Here is a 16925-nt window from a genome sequence, read left to right as displayed (position 1 = left end):
TGATTAACGAGTGACCGGAAGGTTAGTTTATGTCGATCGTTTTTTCGTCGCGCCGCACCCGTTTTGCTAGCCCATTGGACCGGCACGGAGGAGGGGGTCCGCTGACCCTCAAAACCCGTGATCGCGTGGCCAAGTCAAACGGGAATTCTTTGTCGAAAACAGAGGCACGATTGCGGTTGACCCCTGAAATGCGGATGCCTGAGCCTTGCGTTGGAACGGCAGCTGCAGAAGCTGCGGCGCATCCCAAAGATCCAGAAGAATTGCCTCGTACGGCGCAAAAAACATACAGACCGACGCAGGCAGAAGCACGGGCAGAGCAGCAGAATGCAAATTCAAAATCGTGCGCTGGCTCTCCCCTTCGGCGCACGCGGTCGCGGCCCAAAAAAGACAAGGATCCTGTGGGTGGCGACGCTGGGGTGGCCGATGCGGAAGCCCCTGATCGTGACGCCGCCGATCAATCGACTGCGCGCATGACCCCCTCTGTGCCGTCGGACGGCAAAAATCGCATGGGCACCACGATCGAGGCTAAGGCAAATGAACCGTTGATGCGCCTGGAAACGGGAGGCGGCGACGGGAACGGGCCACCCCAAACTTTTCACAAACGCACCCCGCCTGAAGATTTCCAGAAGACGCTGCGCACATCGCTGCGGGCAATTTGGCGTAATCTGGCTTTCGTGCTGGTTCTGACTTGCGCAACTAACGTTCTGATCCTTGCGATCCCAATTTACCTGTTTCAAATCAGTGACCGAGTTCTGACCAGCCGGTCGCTGGATACGCTTATCATGCTGACCGCTATCGTCGCCGGGGCGGTCATTTTTCAATCAGCCTTTGATGCGGTTAGGCGTTTCATGTTGATGCGCACAGCGGTGGAAGTGGCCGCGCGTCTTGGTGCTCCGGTTTTGAGTGCCGCTGCACACGCTTCTCTGCATGGTAATGGACGTGAATATCAGACCTTGGGTGATCTGCAGCAGGTGCGGGGCTTTCTGGTTTCTGGCACATTGATTTCGTTTCTCGATGTTCCGTTTGCGCCGCTCTTCATCCTGATGATCTTTCTGGTCCACCCGCAATTGGGGATGATTGTCGTGACGACGGCTCTTATCCTGATGGTGATCGCGCTGATCAACCAGAAGATGACGGCCAAGCCCTTTGCCAAGGCCAATCAGGCGCAATCTTTGGCCAACCAGCATTTGGATTCGATGTCGCGCAACAGTCAGATCATCAACGCGTTAGCGATGATCCCCGAGGCGGTGCGCATCTGGGGTCGTGACACAGCACAATCGCTGACCTGGCAGGTCAAAGCGCAGGACCGCAACGTCATCTTCGCTGCTATTTCCCGTGCCGTTCGCTTGCTGACACAAATCAGCATTTTGGGGTGGGGCGCCTTTTTGGCCCTGCAGGGAGAGATCACCGGAGGAATGGTCATCGCCGCTTCGATCATCGCGGGCCGGGCCTTCGCTCCGATTGAGGGATCGATTGAGGGCTGGAATACATTCCTGCTGACGCGAGGTGCTTTTGGCCGGATCAAGGCTCTGCTGTCGAGTTCGGCTCTGCAATACGAAAAATTACGCCTGCCGCGGCCCGAGGGACGGCTGGATGTAGAGCGTCTGCTCTATGTCCCGGGTGGAACCAAGAGTGTCGTTCTAAACGGGATTACCTTTGCACTGAACCCCGGGGAAACTTTGGCAGTCATCGGGAATTCAGGCGCGGGGAAAACGACGCTGGGCAAAACGCTGGTGGGTTCGATTCTTCCGACCTCGGGAAGCGTCCGGTTGGATCTGATGGATATCCGCAATTGGGATCGACGCCAGTTTGGCGAGAATATTGGCTATCTTCCGCAGGACGTGCAGCTGTTCCCAGGTACCATCAAGGACAACATCGGCCGGATGCGTGCGGACGCCACAGATGAGCAGATCCACGATGCCGCCGTTCTGGCAGACGTACACAACATGATCGCGACGCTGCCACAAGGTTATGAAACCGTGGTGGCCGCAGACGGTTCGCCCCTTTCTGGCGGGCAAAAGCAACGTATCGCTTTGGCACGGGCTTTCTTCGGAAACCCGCGACTGGTTGTTCTGGATGAACCGAACTCGAACCTCGATGTGGCGGGCGACAAGGCGCTGGCACGGGCGATTGAACAGGCCAAGGAAAGCAAGATCACCGTGGTCGTCATCACACAAAAACCAACGCTACTGAATGTGGTCGACAAGATCATGCTGCTGACTGACGGACGTGTGGCGCTGTTCGGGCAACGCGAACAGGTGCTGGAAAAGCTCAACGGGCCGCGCCAGCAACCACCCGAAATTCAGGGCAAGGGGGATTAAGCGATGAACGAAGTGGCACGCACCGACGAATCCGGGCTTTGGTATGCCGAGGTTCCGCGCTCGATCACCAAGTTCATAGTGATTGGGTTAGCCATGCTGATCATCTGTTTTGGTGGCTTCGGCGTCTGGTCATTCCGCGCACCTCTGGCGGCTGCGGTCATCGCGCAAGGCAGCTTTGTCGCCACCGGTCGTAATAAAATCGTGCAGCACCTGGAAGGTGGGATCATCGAGAACATTCTGGTCGCTGAAGGAGAATCCGTTCAGGCCGGACAGATCATGATGACATTGGACCAGACCTCGGCCGAGGCCAATGAGCGCGAGTTGTTCATCCGCAAGATCCGCCTTCAAGCGATGACTGAGCGGCTTCTGGCCGAGCACAGCGAACAGGAAAACCTGGTGTTTTCGCCAGCGCTGATCGAAGCGTCAGACGACGTTGAGGTCATGACGATCCTCGACAATCAGAAACTCAGCTTTGATGTTTCGCGCAAGACTTTACTGAACGACATCGCCCTGCTTCAGCGTAATATGGAGGCATTGAAAATCCGTGCCTCGGGGTTTGAAGCGCAGTTGACCAGTATGGAGCGCCGCTCGGACATATTGAAGGAAGAATATGACACCAAGCTTTCACTGTTTGAGAAAGGGCTTGTACGCAAGGGCGATCTGAACACGATCCGCCGGGTACAGGCCGAGGCCGAGGGTCAATTGGCACGCCTGCGGGCAGAGACTGCCGAGGTCAATCAGATGTTGCTAAAATACGAAGAACAGATTCTGCGGACACGATCAGCTTATCGTGAGGCCGCTCTGGACGAATTGGGCGTTATCGAAGCCGATCTGGAAAGTGTGCGCGAAAAGGCGCGCCAGGCCCGCAGTGTTCTTGACCGCGCTGTGGTGCGGGCGCCGGTCACAGGAACCGTCGTAAGGTTACACCATCACACGCCCGGTGGCGTTATCGAAACAGGCGAACAGATCGCCGAGATCTTACCCGCTGACGCGCCGTTGATTATCGAAGCGCAAATCCCGAGAACCGAGATCGACAGCGTCATAACTGGACAGACTGCGACGGTTCGGCTCGTGGCCCTCAACCAGCGTACGACGCCTGTTCTGGAAGGTCAGGTGTTCTACGTCTCGGCCGACTCGCTTGTCGAAGATTCTGCTGGCATGCCGCAAGAGGTGTATCTGGCGCGCATCTCGTTGACCGCCGATGAGATGAGCCGCGTACGGGGGTTTGTTCCCACGCCCGGAATGCCTGCCGAGATCATGATCCAAACCGAAGAGCGCACATTTGCCGCTTATATCGCCAAACCGGTTGTCGACAGTATGTCACGTGCCTTCAGGGAACATTGATTGCCTGAACCTCTACACCTTCAATTTTCTGCATGTTAGCCTTTAGCAGATCAACGAGCAGGAGAGACGAAGATGGCACTGACGGTCAAGGACATGATGCAAGCAGCGAACGCCGCGGTTGAGCGTATTGGTGCCAGCAAGGCGCAGGAATTGCTGGGACAGGGGGCATTACTTTTGGATATTCGCGACGCACCAGAACTGGAACGTACAGGTCGCGCCGTTGGTTCGCACCATATCCCACGCGGAATGTTGGAATTTCGGGCTGATCAAGATTTGCCATCTCATGATCCTGAATTGCGCAAGGACAGGGTGATCATCCTGCATTGCGCGTCAGGAGGCCGGGCAGCGCTGGCAGGAAAACTGCTTAAGGATATGGGATTTTCTCATGTCTATAATCTGGGTGGGTACTCAGATTGGGTTGAGGGTGGCGGAGAAACCATCGGTCCGATGGATCGCGGAATGTAGCGACGAATTCTGACCCAAATCAATGCCACGAATATACTAGGGGTGTAATGTCTTGGCCAGAAACCAAACGACAGGACGACTGGCCATGATACGCCTTGCAGCCATGCTATATTCTCTGATCGCTACCGCAATTGCAGGTAGTGCTGTAATCGCCGTTCTGGCCACCGGGATGGTCAGTTCGGTGGCGATCATTTCCGCGGCCGCTGCAGGTGCTGTTGTTGCCGCACCCGCGTCATGGCTCGTGGCCAAGCGTCTCTATCAAGGTGCATGATCACGCGTTCAGAAAGGTTCTGACGGCCGCTTCGAATTCACGAGGTTTCTCGGCGTGCAGCCAATGGCCCGCGCCGGGAATTTTGGCAAAGCGTGCAGCGGGAAACATCTGACGGACTTGGTCGCGATATTCGGGCAAGACATAATCCGATGCGGCACCAGAAAGAAAAAGAGTCGGACCATCCCAATTGCCAGACACCTCTGGAAAACCCATAATTTTGGGCATTTCATGAGCCAGAACATCAAGATTCAAACGCCATTTCTTGTTCTCGACATCCAGAGATTGCGTGAAGAAGCTCTGAAGTGCTTTTTCAACTCCCTGATCCGCCAGCTGCGATTCTGCATCAGATCGTCGTTCAACATGTGACATATCAACAGCGCGCATCGCTTCAATGTATTTGATCTGGCTATGTCCGTAGGAAACCGGAGCAATGTCGGCGACCACCAGTTTGCGAACCTTGTTTCCGTGCTTTAGGGCTAGCACCATTGCGGCCTTTCCGCCCATAGAATGCCCGACGACATCTGCGGCACCGCCTATGCTATCGATCACTTCGGCCAAATCCTGCGCCAATTCGGAGTATCCATGCTGATCATTCCAAAAGCTGTAGGCATGATTGCGCATATCGGCTGCGATCACCTGCCGCTCGTCTGACAAGCGCCGCGCAATCACACCCCAGTTTCGCGCCGAGCCATATAGGCCATGCGCAATCAACAAAGGAGGTTGGTCGGTCGGGTCGCCATGGATGATCGTGTTCAACATGGCTATGTGATACCTGCCACCACATGGAACAACCAGCCCCATTGTCGTCAGCATTGAGCGCGGTTAGATTGCCCCGTCAGGAGACGTGAATGTCGCAGGAATTCGATATACAGACCCAAATCGCGCAGACCATCTTACTGCTGCGTAAAAAGCTTGGTGTGCGGGACAAAACCCTGACAGCATCGGTTCGCCGCGCGAGACGTAGATTGCCGCGTAAGGTCTATAAGCAGGCACTAGTGCTTGCGCAGGCCGAGAAGATGGCAGTTCATCCAAAGCTACGGCTGTTGCTTGATACACCCAAACTTGAGCAGGCCTCGGAGGATGTGCAAAGCCATCTGAATGCTATCAACCTTGCTGACCGGCGCTGGGGGTGGTTTCTAAGCTTTCTGGGGTCGCTTGCTTTGGGCTTGCTGGTTTTGACCGCCGTGTCGATCTTTATCCTTAGGTCGCGCGGCTTGATCTGATTCGCAATTCAGGCGCGATCGCGCAAATGCGAGGCTCATGCAAATAGCCTCCGGTCGGCTAAAGCCCAGATCAGACGTCACACCTCCGAGAACAATATTTTGAGGCGGTTGAGGCTTGTATTGCCCGTATCTGTTTATCTGATGTGCGCTCAGCAGATTTTGCCAACGACGCTGGATGCATCAGGCGCCACTGATTTCTCACGTGCACGTCAATCTATATAGCGAAGCGGCGCCCGCAGGACGCCGCTTTTAATGATCAAAGTCCTTCGTATTACAGGTTCGGATAGATCGGAAACTTGGCGCAAAGCTCAGCGACCTCGGCTTTGACCTTTGCTTCGACTGCGGCATTGCCTTCTTCGCCATTGGCGGCCAGACCATCGACAACTTCGATGATCCAATCTGCGATTTGACGGAACTCGACTTCTCCAAAACCTCGTGTCGTGCCAGCAGGAGAACCAAGGCGGATGCCGCTGGTGATAGTTGGCTTTTCGGGGTCAAACGGAACGCCGTTCTTGTTGCAGGTGATATGCGCACGACCCAGTGCTTTCTCGGTTGCGTTGCCCTTAACGCCTTTGGGGCGCAGGTCGACCAGAACAACATGAGTGTCGGTGCCATGGGTCACGGTGTCGAGACCGCCCTTGATCAGTTGATCTGAAAGGGCCTGAGCGTTCACGATAACCTGCTTGATGTAGTCCTTGAACGAGGGCCGCAGCGCCTCGCCAAACGCTACTGCTTTGCCAGCAATCACATGCATCAGCGGACCACCCTGAATACCGGGGAAGATTGCCGAGTTTACCTTTTTCGCGATTGCTTCGTCGTTGGTCAGGATCATGCCGCCGCGGGGGCCGCGCAGCGTCTTGTGCGTGGTGGTTGTCGCGACGTGCGCGTGCGGGAAGGGTGAGGGGTGCTCACCCGCCGCAATCAGTCCTGCGATATGGGCCATATCCACGTGCAGGTACGCACCAACCATATCGGCGATCTCGCGCATGCGGGCAAAATCGATAATACGCGGAATGGCCGAACCGCCCGCGATGATCAGCTTGGGCTGGTGTTCTTTGGCCAGCGCTTCGATCTGATCATAGTCGATCAGATTGTCTTGCTTGCGCACGCCATAGTGGACTGCATTGAACCATTTGCCCGATTGGTTCGGAGCTGCACCGTGGGTCAGGTGACCGCCGGCATCCAGGCTCATACCCAGAATCGTGTCGCCAGGTTTGATCAGCGCCTGAAAGACACCTTGGTTCGCCTGCGACCCCGAATTCGGTTGGACATTGGCGAACTCGCAGCCGAACAGCTGCTTGGCCCGATCGATAGCCAGGTTTTCGGCGACATCGACGAATTGGCATCCGCCATAGTAACGGCGACCCGGATAACCTTCGGCATATTTATTGGTCATCACCGAGCCCTGCGCTTCCATGACAGCGGCAGAGACGATGTTTTCCGATGCGATCAGCTCGATTTCATCGCGCTGGCGGCCCAATTCGGATGTGATCGAGCCAAATAGCTCGGGGTCACGATCGGCAAGGGATTGGGTGAAGAAACCGGTATCACGAAGATTGGCGTTCATAATGGCTCCACAGGGCTGGGGTTTATCTGGCGGATTTCCTATCGGAAACGATAGAATTCAGAAAGGCTGTAAAGCGACGAATTGGCCCGCTATGGCGTCAAGTCTGGCCTATTGCGGAAAGGTATGTTTGTTTCGGAACCAAATGTGCAGCACTGGAAACCATAAAACATGACCAAGAGAATCGCCTTTCTGGCCAGCGATGCCAAAGTGGCGCAAACTGCCCGAGACTCTCTTGTGGCGTGCTATGGAAATGCCGCACCCAGGGATGCGGATGTGGTTGTCGCGCTGGGCGGGGATGGCTTCATGCTGCAAACGCTGCAGGGTATCCAGCATCTGAATACACCAGTCTACGGCATGAACCGCGGGACCATCGGGTTTCTGATGAACGAATATGCCGAGACCGATCTGATGGCTCGGCTTGCCGAGGCAGAGGAAGAGGTCGTCAACCCATTGGCAATGACCGCGATGGATCAGTCGGGTCAAAAACACGAAGCGCTGGCGATCAACGAGGTGTCGCTGTTGCGTGCAGGACCGCAAGCAGCGCAACTCAGGATTAGTGTGGATGGGCGTGTTCGCATGGCCGAGCTTGTGTGTGATGGCGCATTACTCGCCACGCCTGCGGGTTCAACGGCTTATAACTACTCCGCGCATGGACCTATTGTTCCGATTGGCGCAGACGTGTTGGCGCTGACACCCATCGCGGCATTTCGCCCGCGAAGGTGGCGCGGTGCTTTGCTGCCGAAGATGGCAAAAGTCAGGTTCGACGTGATCGATGCTGACAAGCGACCTGTTATCGTTGCGGCTGATTCAATATCTTTTCCAGATATCGACTGGGTCGAAATTAGGTCTGAAACGAGCATCCAACACCGGATACTTTTTGATCCGGGGCATGGATTGGAGGAGCGACTGATTTCCGAGCAGTTCACATAAATGTGAGCGAATTGATAAATTTCCTGTCATTTGTGTGAACCAGTTCACATGCACACCGATAATGGTTTGTTAACTTCAACTTGCCCGGAGAACACGCCAAGGTGGAAGTGAGTGGCCATCTGACGGTGTTTTCGAATATTGCGCAGTTTTTGCGCTGGCGAGGGTGGGTGGTGCTACGCTCGTCTTCTGAAATCCGGGCATATTTTATTATGCGGACCCCGGGCACAAAACCCCGGGGTCTATTTTTTGTAGCAAGCTGCTATGTAGGCACAAGTTGGAACTAATTGCTCATTTGCTCCCATAAAATCGGGGCCATCTGCCCAACGCGCTCTTCGATGGCGGCTGCGGCATCTACGGCCATGTCTTCGCGCCAGCGCCGGGCGGTGATCTGAATGTTGATCGGTTGGGGGCCATTCGGCAATTCCGCAAGGCGTGCGGGAACGCTGGCAGCGGGCAACCCCAGAAAGTTCATCGCATAAGAATATACTGCACAGCCCAGCACCTCATGAACACCCTCCGCGCCTTCGGTGTCTCGATCAGGCTTGAAAAATGGCTGCGGCAGAAATGGAGACAGGACTAACGGATAATCCTGCAGGAACAATGACCATTCGCGCGCATGGTGGCTGCGCTGCGCAAGGGCCTTAATCAGATCGTCTCCGACAATCGGGGGAAACTCTTGGAAATAAACTTCAAAAATGTCGCGGATGGTTTGCGATCCGGCAGCTTCGATATCACCTTTCATCAGGGTCAGCACTTCACCCATCAGCGCGCGGTAGCCCAACCTGCCGCATTCGAACACATCTGGCGGATCAATCTCTTCAACCAGATATCCGGCATCGATTAAAGCATCCCGTGCCGTATCCAGCGCCTTGTCTACTTCTGGATGCAATGCGTAGCCGAACGTGTTTTTTGTGAAGGCGACCTTGATCGGTCCGTCTTGCATATTGCCGCGCCAGGGCAGGTGTACGTGAAAGGGATCCCGAAGGTCTGGTTCAATCAGGCTTGGCATAGACAGGTGTAAATCTGCGGCCGTTCGAGTAATCACCCCCTGAACCGACATCGACTGCGCCAGCATTCCCCGCTCGGCCTTTTGGCTTGGGTTCCACGCGGGCACGCGGCCAAGCCCCGGCTTCACCGTCACCGCACCATTGGCTGCGGCGGGAAAACGCAGGCTACCACCGATATCGTTGCCATGACCCAAAGCGCCTATTCCCGCCATAACGGCCGCACCGGCGCCACCAGACGATCCGCCGGGTGAGATATGGCGACCCCAGGGATTATGCGTGCGCCCATGAAGCGGGTTGTCCGTATCAGCACGGAATGAAAATTCGGGGGTATTGGTCCGCCCGATGACAATCGCACCTGCTCTATGCAAATTTGAGACCACAGGAGCATCATCTGGTGCAATGACATCCTTCAGGGCCACCACGCCATTGGTGGTTGCATGATCTTTCTGATCTACATTCACCTTGATCGTAACCGGAACACCATGCAGGGGACCAGCCAAAGCACCATCACGACGGGCACGGTCAAGAGCGGATGCACGCTCCATCGCCTCCGCACCAAGATCTTCCACAACTGCATTCAACTCGGGGTTCACTTGATGCATACGCGCCAATGCATCCTTGACGACTTCCTCCGCGCTCAGATCGCCCTTTTTTGTCAGAACAGTCAGTTCGGTCGCACTCAGACGCCAGATCTCGCCGTTTGTCATGCTCGTCCTCCTCACCTCAACCTGAGGGGAGGCGCGACCAATGACAAGCCCCAGTAAGACAAAACGGATCTGCCCTTCATCAGGCCGAAAATATCCCGGAGCGCGAGGCAGAGACTCGCATTCGCGCTTTAGCGCAAATTAAGTGCGCCTTCTTGGTGAACTGATTGATTCCTTTGCAAAGTTACTGCGCGTAACCGATGGTTTTCAGGGCCGATTTGATCTCGTCCAGAATGACTGGATCATCGATGGTGGCAGGCATTTTGTATTCATTGCCATCCGCAATCGATACCATCGTGCCTCGCAGGATCTTGCCCGAACGCGTCTTGGGTAGGCGATCTACCACCACCGCATTCTTGAACGCAGCGACAGGCCCGATTTTGTCCCGGACCATCTTGACCACATCCGCCACCACATCCTGGTGGTTCCGTTCAGATCCGGCATTGAGGCACAGGAATCCAACCGGCATTTGCCCTTTTAGTTGGTCCGACACGCCAATCACGGCACATTCTGCCACATCGGGGTGCGCAGCCAGCACCTCTTCCATCCCGCCGGTCGACAAACGATGGCCAGCAACGTTGATGACATCATCGGTGCGCGCCATGATATAAAGATAACCGTCTTCGTCGATCATGCCTGCGTCACCGGTCTCGTAGTAACCTGGGAAATGCTCCAGATACGACTTCTTGAACCGCGCCTCGGCGTTCCATAGGGTCGGCAGCGTACCTGGGGGCAATGGCAGCTTGACCGCGATAGCTCCCAGTTCACCTGGTTTCATGGGATGGCCACCTTCGTCCAGAATTTGAACGTCATAGCCTGGCATGGGCTTGGCAGGTGAACCCAATTTGATCGGAAGTTCCTCGATACCAAGTGGATTACCCGCGATTGTCCATCCGGTTTCGGTTTGCCACCAATGATCGATGACCGGGACATTCAACGCATCCTGCGCCCAGATGATGGTGTCCGGGTCGGCCCTCTCACCTGCAAGATATAGCGCCTTCAGTTGCGAGAGGTCGTATTTCGACATCAACTCCCCATTGGGGTCTTCGCGTTTGACGGCGCGAATGGCTGTAGGGGCCGTGAAAAAACTTTTGACCTTATGTTCGGAGATCACGCGCCAGAAGGTGCCAGCGTCTGGCGTGCCAACGGGTTTGCCTTCGAACACAATGGTCGTATTGCCATGGATTAGCGGAGCGTAGCAAATATAGGAATGCCCCACGACCCAGCCCACATCTGAGGCTGCCCAGAATACGTCACCTGGATCAACGTTGTAGATGTTCTTCATCGTCCAATTCAGCGCGACCAGATGGCCAGCGGTCGGGCGCACGACACCTTTTGGAGCTCCGGTGGTGCCCGAGGTATACAGGATATACGCCGGATCGTTGCCGTTTACAGGCACACATTCTGCGGGTTCAGTTCCGTATTGGAACCCATGCCAATTGACATCGCGCCCTTCGATAAGTTGTGCAACCTCCTGTTCACGCTGGAAGATTACGCAGAACTCGGGCTTGTGGCTAGCAAGATCGATCGCGCCATCCAACAGCGGTTTGTAGTGCACGACACGACCCGGTTCCATCCCGCATGAAGCGGCGATGATCGCCTTGGGTTTCGCATCATCGATACGCACGGCCAACTCGTTGCTGGCAAAGCCGCCGAACACCACCGAGTGCACCGCTCCAAGGCGGGCGCAGGCCAGCATGGCTTCCAACGCTTCGGGGATCATCGGCATATAGATGATGACCCGGTCCCCTTTCTCAACGCCTTTCGCGCGGAGCGCACCGGCCAGATTAGCGACCCTGTTGCGCAGCTCGACGTAGGAGATTTCGCGTTTGGTATGTGTGATGGGACTGTCATAGATGATTGCGGTCTGCTCGCCACGACCGTTTTCCACATGCCGGTCGACTGCGTTCCAGCACGTATTTACCTTGGCATCGCTGAACCATTCATAGAGAGGCGCATTGTCGTCGAACAGAGCTTTGCTGGGCTCTTGAACCCAGTCGATCCCTTTTGCGGCATCCATCCAGAATGCTTCGGGGTCGTTCTTCCAGCTCTCGTAGACGTCCTGATATGCCATGATGGCCTCCTCCCATATTCCTCGCGTTTTGTGTTAGGCGCCGAAGGTGCCTCGGGCAAGCGACGCGGAATGCGGCGCGTCAGTTTATCGCAAAATCTTTGCAGAACCTTTCAGATTGGACTGCAAAGTTTTGCAAATTCTCTGATATTTATGACCTTCTAGTTGACCCATATGAGGTTTTGCAAATCTGCAAACTCAGCGCTGCAAAAGCAACAGTGCCAATAGAATCAACTTGGGCAACTGATCCGGAGCCCGGTCGTGTATATCCTCTTACCGCCGCGCCCGGCTTACCCGTAATGTGCCACTGGGGTTCCGGCGATGGCCGCCATGTTCAACAGCCCCCGGGCAGTGATTGATGGCGTTACGATATGGGCTTTGTTTCCCATCCCCATCAATATCGGCCCCACCTCTAGCCCGTCCGCTTTCATCTTGAGGATGTTACGCACCCCGCTTGCTGCATCCGCGTGTGCGAAAATCAGGACATTCGCAGCGCCATCCATACGCGAGTTCGGGAAAATACGTGCACGCAATTCAGGATCAAGGGCCAGGTCCAAGTTCATCTCGCCCTCATAGCTGAAATCGCGCGGCTCAGAATCGAGGATTTCAAGGCCCGCCCGAAGGCGCTTGCCCGATCCCTCTGCCTGATTGCCGAATTGCGATTGCGAACAGAATGCAATCTTCGGCTCCAGCCCGAACCGCCGCACGTGACGGGCTGCGCCGATGGTTGTTTCGGCCAGTTCCTCGGGGGTGGGCAGTTGCCGTACATGCGTGTCGGCGATGAATAGGGGGCCGTCTTCCAGAATCATAAGTGACAGCGCGCCGTGCGGGCGTAAATCGCCATTATCCAGAACTTGCTCAACATAATTGAGATGCCAGCGGTATTCACCGAATGTACCGCAGATCATGCTGTCAGCCTCGCCGCGATGCACCATGATCGCAGCAATTGCAGTATTGTTGGTGCGCATGATGGCTTTTGCGAGGTCCGGAGTGACCCCCCGCCGCTGCATGATCTGGTGATATGAGTTCCAGTAGTCGTAGTAGCGCGGATCGTCCTGCGGGTTCACGATCTGGAAATCCTGCCCAGGACGAACCGTCAGCCCCAGTCGTTCGCATCGCGCGTCGATTACGTCCGGGCGACCAATCAGGATCGGGGTTTCCGTGGTTTCTTCCAAAATAGCCTGAGCTGCACGCAATACCCGCTCGTCCTCGCCTTCCGCAAAAACGATCCGCCGGGAAGCAACTGCTGCGGCTTCAAATACTGGCCGCATCAGAAGAGCCGATTTGAACACAGTCTGATTTAGCCGTTCTTTATAGGCTTCGAGGTCATCAATGGGCCGTTTTGCGACCCCACTTTTCATGGCTGCTTGCGCAACAGATGACGAAACGACTCCGACGAGGCGCGGGTCGAAAGGTTTGGGGATCAGATAATCCGGCCCAAAGGTCAACTGCTCTCCCTTGTAGGCTGCCGCAGCTTCAGCGCTGGTTGTCGCACGGGCCATGTCGGCAATTCCGTCGACGCAGGCGATTTGCATCTCGTCATTGATTTCAGTCGCACCAACATCCAGGGCACCCCGGAAGATGAACGGGAAGCACAAGACATTGTTCACCTGGTTCGGGAAATCGCTGCGGCCGGTTGCAATGATCGCATCTGGCGCAACTTCGCGTGCCGCTTGTGGCAGGATTTCCGGAGTTGGGTTGGCCAATGCAAAGATGATCGGGGTTTTGGCCATCTTTTCAACCATCTCGGGCTTCAACACGTTCGGTCCACTCAGCCCCAGGAACAGATCGGCATCCGGGATCACATCATCCAGAGTGCGCAGATCGGTTTTTTGGGCAAACTGGTCCTTGTGCGGGTTCATATCCTCGGCGCGGCCCTCATAGACCAGACCGTGAATGTCGCACAGCCAGATATTCTCGCGTTTCACCCCAAGCTTCACCAACATGCTGAGGCAGGCGATCCCTGCGGCGCCACCACCGGTTGAGACAACTTTGATATCCTCAAACTTCTTGCCTGCCACATGCAGGGCGTTCTTGGCAGCGGCCCCAACAACGATCGCGGTGCCGTGCTGGTCGTCGTGAAAGACGGGGATATTCATCCGCTCTCTGCACAGTTTTTCAACAATGAAACAATCCGGTGCCTTGATGTCTTCAAGGTTGATCGCGCCAAAAGTCGGTTCCAATGCGCAGACGATATCCGCCAGCTTTTCGGGGTCCGGCTGATCCACTTCGATATCAAAACAGTCGATGCCAGCGAATTTTTTGAATAGGACCGCCTTGCCTTCCATCACCGGCTTTGATGCCAGAGCACCGATGTCGCCGAGCCCCAAAACCGCGGTGCCGTTCGAAACAACCGCCACCAGATTGCCGCGCGCAGTATATTTTTCGGCATTGGCTGCGTCGCTTTTGATCTCGAGGCTGGCTTCGGCCACACCTGGCGAATAGGCGCGTGCAAGGTCCCGGCCGTTTGCCATCGGCTTCGTGGCCTTGATCTCAAGTTTTCCGGGCTTTGGATGGGCATGATATTCAAGCGCAGCCTGTCGCAGGTTCGGTGTGTCAGACATCGGCAATTCAACTCCGTTCCAATATTCGTTTGATGGTTAAACCATTTCTCAACGCTTGGCTATGTCGCCTCGGATTGCTGTCGAAATAAGGTCTCACGGATACTTTAAGGGGTCGCTGGTTGAGATTTGATGCTTTGCTTTTATGTACAGTCAATTCCCGACAATCTAACGGGCCTCAGAAGCGACGGATCTGATCATGCGCAATAAAAACAAAGCTTGTGCTGACGCGCAAATGACCACCGCTTTTGACAGGCTTGGCACCAAAGGGGGTGCTTTGGTTGGTTCGATTTCTTTGGCTGTTGCTCTGCTTTGCGTGATCATGATCTGGCCTTTGCAGACTGCAGCATTCAACCAAGAGGGCGGCTTGATCGAGACAATTTCAGCCACTGCGTTGCTGGCTGCCGGGCTGGTCGCGCTGGTGCGTTTTCCAGGCCTCTCACGCTTATATATTGCACTTGTCTGCCTACTGTTGGCCGAGCGCGAGCTGGAAGCAGAGGTCTACACCGAAGGCAGCGTACTTTTCGTCGTGCTAGAATGGCTGGATTTATTGCTTGATGCGACCGCAGTCCGGATCGCTTTGGGCGTGATTGTCATTGGTGGCTTGCTTTGGCACGGGATACCAAACGGAGTACAGGCACTTAAGATCCGCGCACCATTTCTGACGGTATTTATCCTAGCCGGAAGTGTTGCGGTACTGGCGCAGATACTCGAAGAAGTCAGTGGATTTTTCACGGAAAGCCTTTCGGTCACGATGGCTACACGCCTGTTCGTGCTGGAAGAAACGCTTGAAATGTACTTTTCAATTGGCATTTTGGCCGCTGTTCTGATCGGATGGCCAAAAATCAGATCCGAAGAGATACAGAATGACAAGCGATCCGAAAGACTTCCAGACGTGCGCTGAAATCCGCCTGCCGACGCAGGAACTCCGCAACGATATTCCGTTCTACACCAAGGTGCTGGGGATGCGGTTGGACATGATCTATCCAGCCGACGATCCAAATACCGCTGTGTTTTCCGGACATGGTTTGCGTTTGCGGATTGAGAAAGACGCACCCGAGTCTCCTGGGACCTTGCGCATTTTGACGTCTGACCCCGACAGGTTTGCTGACGGCCAGCGCAATCTTGTCGCACCAAATGGCACCCGGATCGAAATAGAGGAACTGGATCCACCACTGGTTATGCCGGTAACGGTTCATTCATTTGTTGTTCGCCGTCTCAAAGATCAGGCGCCTTGGATCATTGGGCGGGCAGGGATGCATTATCGCGATCTGGTGCCTGACAGGTTGGGCGGTTCGATCATCGCCAGTCATATCCGCATTCCCGATGGCGGCCCGGTGCCGGACATGGTGCATTTTCACAAGGTAGGGTTTCAGCTTATCTTCTGCATCCACGGTTGGGTGGATGTGGTTTACGAGGATCAGGGTGAGAAAATGCGCCTGTCAGCGGGTGATTGCTTTATTCAACCGCCCGAAATCCGTCACCGAGTGCTTGAGGCATCGGACAACGTGCAGGTGATCGAGATTGGTGTACCGGCTGAACATGTGACCGAGATCGACCACGAGATGGACCTGCCAACACCACACTTCCGACCGGACCGGGAATGGCAGGGCCAACGGTTTGTTTATAATCAGGCCAAAGACGCGGAGTGGATACCTTTCCGTCTGCCCGGATATGTCTGTCGCGACACAACCATTGCCGAAAACACCAAGGGTGTCGCGGGTGTGCAGGTCGTCCGTCGCGGGCAAGGTCAGCCAAAGTGGGCCAGCCACGATACTGATATCCACTTTACCTTTGTGATGAATGGCGAGGTCACACTTGAGGGTGAGGGGCGCGAACCCTATCGGCTGGAACAGGGCGACGCCTTCGTCATTCCACCTGGCATGAGAACTCGTTTGTCTGATCCAACTGACGATGTCGAATTGTTGGAAGTAACGCTGCCCGGCACATTCAACACGACCTTGGGCTAAATGCTTGTGATTATCCGCGCTCGGGGGCTTCAAATTCCCCGGTGCTTTCATTTAGGGTATGACATTCTGACCAAGTGATCAAAAATTGGGAATCGTCATGTCTTTGAAAGATGCTGCTTTGGCTGTTCGTGAAAATGCGCACGCGCCTTATTCGAATTTCAAGGTCGGGGCGGCGATCCGGGCAGGTTCAGGCACGATTTACATCGGCTGCAATGTCGAAAACGTAGCCTACCCAGAAGGCACCTGCGCCGAGGCCGGGGCGATTGCCGCGATGATCGCCGCAGGTGACAAAGAACTGACCGAAGTTTACGTGGTTGCCAGCAGTCCGCATCCGGTGCCACCCTGCGGCGGATGCCGTCAGAAACTGGCTGAATTCGGAAAAGGCGATGTGGTGGTCACCATGGCGACTACCGATGGTCTGGAAACCAAAACCACAATAGCTGATCTGTTGCCGGGTGCATTTGGTGCCGCGCATATGGGGGACACCTGAT

General features: G+C 55.4%; 14 protein-coding genes. 9 read left to right on the top strand and 5 right to left on the bottom strand.

What is annotated here, in order from left to right; genetic code table 11:
• Positions 1-29 precede the first annotated feature (29 nt).
• The 4 genes from ACR3EJ_RS15995 to ACR3EJ_RS15980 all read left to right on the top strand — a co-directional run bounded on the left by ACR3EJ_RS15995 (position 30) and on the right by ACR3EJ_RS15980 (position 4401).
• Positions 30-2321: a type I secretion system permease/ATPase gene (locus ACR3EJ_RS15995; RefSeq protein ID WP_170543654.1), complete on the top strand. Its 2292-nt coding sequence runs from the start codon at positions 30-32 to the stop codon at positions 2319-2321.
• A gap of 3 nt (positions 2322-2324) precedes the next feature.
• Positions 2325-3665 (top strand): HlyD family type I secretion periplasmic adaptor subunit, encoded by a 1341-nt coding sequence (locus ACR3EJ_RS15990; protein WP_170543656.1) that lies wholly within the window; start codon positions 2325-2327, stop codon positions 3663-3665.
• Positions 3666-3737: 72 nt separating this feature from the next.
• Entirely contained in the window at positions 3738-4130 is a 393-nt protein-coding gene (locus ACR3EJ_RS15985; RefSeq protein ID WP_170543658.1) for a rhodanese-like domain-containing protein, read from the top strand.
• An 85-nt stretch (positions 4131-4215) separates the two neighbouring features.
• Entirely contained in the window at positions 4216-4401 is a 186-nt protein-coding gene (locus tag ACR3EJ_RS15980) for a hypothetical protein (RefSeq protein WP_170543660.1), read from the top strand.
• Here ACR3EJ_RS15980 and ACR3EJ_RS15975 read toward each other — a convergent pair whose 3' ends face one another.
• Positions 4402-5160, bottom strand: coding sequence for an alpha/beta fold hydrolase (locus tag ACR3EJ_RS15975; RefSeq protein ID WP_170543662.1), 759 nt, complete (start codon positions 5158-5160; stop codon positions 4402-4404). It abuts the gene before it with no gap.
• An 89-nt stretch (positions 5161-5249) separates the two neighbouring features.
• Here ACR3EJ_RS15975 and ACR3EJ_RS15970 point away from each other — a divergent pair, with 89 nt between their 5' ends.
• The gene (locus ACR3EJ_RS15970; RefSeq protein ID WP_170543664.1) at positions 5250-5624 is read left to right on the top strand and encodes a hypothetical protein; all 375 of its coding nucleotides are present in this window, start codon (positions 5250-5252) and stop codon (positions 5622-5624) included.
• Positions 5625-5895: 271 nt separating this feature from the next.
• On the opposite strand, the gene glyA is transcribed toward ACR3EJ_RS15970, so the two are convergent.
• Positions 5896-7191, bottom strand: a complete 1296-nt coding sequence (gene glyA, locus ACR3EJ_RS15965; protein WP_480423120.1) for a serine hydroxymethyltransferase — start codon at positions 7189-7191, stop codon at positions 5896-5898.
• 168 nt (positions 7192-7359) lie between these two features.
• Between glyA and ACR3EJ_RS15960 the strand changes: the two genes are divergently transcribed.
• Positions 7360-8121, top strand: a complete 762-nt coding sequence (locus tag ACR3EJ_RS15960; protein WP_170468759.1) for an NAD kinase — start codon at positions 7360-7362, stop codon at positions 8119-8121.
• A 280-nt stretch (positions 8122-8401) separates the two neighbouring features.
• Here ACR3EJ_RS15960 and ACR3EJ_RS15955 read toward each other — a convergent pair whose 3' ends face one another.
• From ACR3EJ_RS15955 to ACR3EJ_RS15945, 3 genes are all read right to left on the bottom strand, one after another.
• Positions 8402-9835, bottom strand: a complete 1434-nt coding sequence (locus tag ACR3EJ_RS15955) for an amidase family protein (protein WP_170538722.1) — start codon at positions 9833-9835, stop codon at positions 8402-8404.
• A gap of 181 nt (positions 9836-10016) precedes the next feature.
• On the bottom strand, positions 10017-11906 hold the full coding sequence (prpE, locus tag ACR3EJ_RS15950) for a propionate-CoA ligase PrpE (protein ID WP_170538724.1): 1890 nt from the start codon (positions 11904-11906) through the stop codon (positions 10017-10019).
• A gap of 287 nt (positions 11907-12193) precedes the next feature.
• Positions 12194-14467, bottom strand: a complete 2274-nt coding sequence (locus ACR3EJ_RS15945) for an NADP-dependent malic enzyme (RefSeq protein WP_170538726.1) — start codon at positions 14465-14467, stop codon at positions 12194-12196.
• A gap of 196 nt (positions 14468-14663) precedes the next feature.
• Between ACR3EJ_RS15945 and ACR3EJ_RS15940 the strand changes: the two genes are divergently transcribed.
• The 3 genes from ACR3EJ_RS15940 (at position 14664) to ACR3EJ_RS15930 (ending at position 16924) form a co-directional block, all read left to right on the top strand.
• Positions 14664-15368 (top strand): hypothetical protein, encoded by a 705-nt coding sequence (locus tag ACR3EJ_RS15940; protein ID WP_170538728.1) that lies wholly within the window; start codon positions 14664-14666, stop codon positions 15366-15368.
• Entirely contained in the window at positions 15331-16434 is a 1104-nt protein-coding gene (locus ACR3EJ_RS15935; protein WP_170538731.1) for a cupin domain-containing protein, read from the top strand. Before ACR3EJ_RS15940 ends, ACR3EJ_RS15935 begins: the two co-directional genes overlap by 38 nt.
• Positions 16435-16531: 97 nt before the next feature.
• The gene (locus ACR3EJ_RS15930; protein ID WP_170538733.1) at positions 16532-16924 is read left to right on the top strand and encodes a cytidine deaminase; all 393 of its coding nucleotides are present in this window, start codon (positions 16532-16534) and stop codon (positions 16922-16924) included.
• The last annotated feature ends 1 nt before the right edge of the window (position 16925 follow it).

This window comes from Ruegeria sp. AB11, assembly GCF_056536325.1.
Note: the sequence above shows the minus strand (reverse complement) of the source record. Positions and strands in the feature narration are given on the sequence as shown.

Bases quoted from the DNA above. Each gene is read 5' to 3' on its own strand.
- ACR3EJ_RS15995 (WP_170543654.1), top strand. From the start codon at position 30: ATGTCGATCGTTTTTTCGTCGCGCCGCACCCGTTTTGCTAGCCCATTG.
- ACR3EJ_RS15990 (WP_170543656.1), top strand. From the start codon at position 2,325: ATGAACGAAGTGGCACGCACCGACGAATCCGGGCTTTGGTATGCCGAG.
- ACR3EJ_RS15985 (WP_170543658.1), top strand. From the start codon at position 3,738: ATGGCACTGACGGTCAAGGACATGATGCAAGCAGCGAACGCCGCGGTT.
- ACR3EJ_RS15980 (WP_170543660.1), top strand. From the start codon at position 4,216: ATGATACGCCTTGCAGCCATGCTATATTCTCTGATCGCTACCGCAATT.
- ACR3EJ_RS15975 (WP_170543662.1), bottom strand. From the start codon at position 5,160: ATGTTGAACACGATCATCCATGGCGACCCGACCGACCAACCTCCTTTG.
- ACR3EJ_RS15970 (WP_170543664.1), top strand. From the start codon at position 5,250: ATGTCGCAGGAATTCGATATACAGACCCAAATCGCGCAGACCATCTTA.
- glyA (WP_480423120.1), bottom strand. From the start codon at position 7,191: ATGAACGCCAATCTTCGTGATACCGGTTTCTTCACCCAATCCCTTGCC.
- ACR3EJ_RS15960 (WP_170468759.1), top strand. From the start codon at position 7,360: ATGACCAAGAGAATCGCCTTTCTGGCCAGCGATGCCAAAGTGGCGCAA.
- ACR3EJ_RS15955 (WP_170538722.1), bottom strand. From the start codon at position 9,835: ATGACAAACGGCGAGATCTGGCGTCTGAGTGCGACCGAACTGACTGTT.
- prpE (WP_170538724.1), bottom strand. From the start codon at position 11,906: ATGGCATATCAGGACGTCTACGAGAGCTGGAAGAACGACCCCGAAGCA.
- ACR3EJ_RS15945 (WP_170538726.1), bottom strand. From the start codon at position 14,467: ATGTCTGACACACCGAACCTGCGACAGGCTGCGCTTGAATATCATGCC.
- ACR3EJ_RS15940 (WP_170538728.1), top strand. From the start codon at position 14,664: ATGCGCAATAAAAACAAAGCTTGTGCTGACGCGCAAATGACCACCGCT.
- ACR3EJ_RS15935 (WP_170538731.1), top strand. From the start codon at position 15,331: ATGACAAGCGATCCGAAAGACTTCCAGACGTGCGCTGAAATCCGCCTG.
- ACR3EJ_RS15930 (WP_170538733.1), top strand. From the start codon at position 16,532: ATGTCTTTGAAAGATGCTGCTTTGGCTGTTCGTGAAAATGCGCACGCG.